At 60.0% G+C, this 1087-nt stretch carries 2 protein-coding genes; one reads left to right on the top strand and one right to left on the bottom strand.

Translation table 11 applies throughout. The features are described 5' to 3' along the window. The coding region (locus QOL82_RS29170; protein WP_283445829.1) for a c-type cytochrome at nt 1-285 on the top strand (285 nt) is incomplete at its 5' end. 46 nt (nt 286-331) lie between these two features. On the opposite strand, the gene QOL82_RS29175 is transcribed toward QOL82_RS29170, so the two are convergent. Further along, on the bottom strand, nt 332-1087 hold a 756-nt coding region (locus tag QOL82_RS29175; RefSeq protein ID WP_283445830.1), incomplete at its 5' end, for a YeiH family protein.

A 1087-nucleotide genomic window follows, 5' to 3' on the forward strand; every position in this document is an offset into this window, starting at 1 on the left:
AAGGCGCCGGCTGCACCGACGGCGGCCTCTGACAAAGGCGATGCCACGGCGCTGTTGAATGCCAATGGCTGTCTTGCGTGCCACGGAATAGACAAGAAAATCGTCGGACCGGCCTATCACGACATCGCCGCCAAGTATCGTGGCGATACGCAAGCTGTCAGCAAGCTCGAAGCCAGTATCAGAAACGGCAGCGCCGGCAAATGGGGCGAGGTTCCGATGCCGCCCTTTTCCCAGTTAAAGCCGGAAGAAGTTCGAACCCTGGCGGAATTCGTGCTGAAACAGTGATCGCCGTGGAACAGGAAAGCCGCTGACTGCGGCATTTCCTGCGACGTCAGACGATACCAAGCAGCAGGATCAGGACATAGCTGATTGCCGCAAGCACCAGCAGCGAGAGCACAACCACTGAAGTCACCTGCTTGCCGGCCCGCAAAACCGAACGTACATCCACGCCAAGGCCAAGCGCTGCCATCGACATGATGGTTAGTCCATTCGCTACCGCCTGGGCTGGTTTTAGCGCCACTTCAGGAATCGCACCGAACGAGCGCAGTGCGAGCAGCAGTAGGAAGCCGACGATGAACCAGGGCACCATTTGTGACACCGCGGGCCGGCGCCCACCCTTGTCCCTTGTCATGACAGAAAGGATCAACACCACTGGGCCCAGCATGAGCACGCGCACCAGCTTGACCAGTGTACCAATATGCACGCTCGCCAACGCCACCGGCGCGGTCGCCGCCAGTACCTGCGGCACCGCATAGACCGTCAAACCGGCGAAGATGCCGTACTGGATTGCGGACAGCGACAACAGGGGCGCCGCGAGAGGCAGCGCGACAACGACAATCACCCCCAACACGGCAGTGAATGCGATAGAGGACGTAACGTCCTTGCTGCTCGCATCGATGACCGGCGCCACGGCAGCGATGGCCGAGTTGCCACAGATTGAGTTGCCACAGGCAATCAACACGGCCATTTTGCGTGGCAAGCCAATCAGGCGGCCTATTCCGTAGCTGCATCCGATGGCGATGAACACGACCAGCGCAATACCACCGATGAGGGCTGGGCCGTTTTCCAGAATGGCAGTCGCGCTAAC

This window comes from Noviherbaspirillum suwonense, assembly GCF_900182955.1.
Taxonomy (GTDB): Bacteria; Pseudomonadota; Gammaproteobacteria; order Burkholderiales; family Burkholderiaceae_D; genus Noviherbaspirillum_A; species Noviherbaspirillum_A suwonense.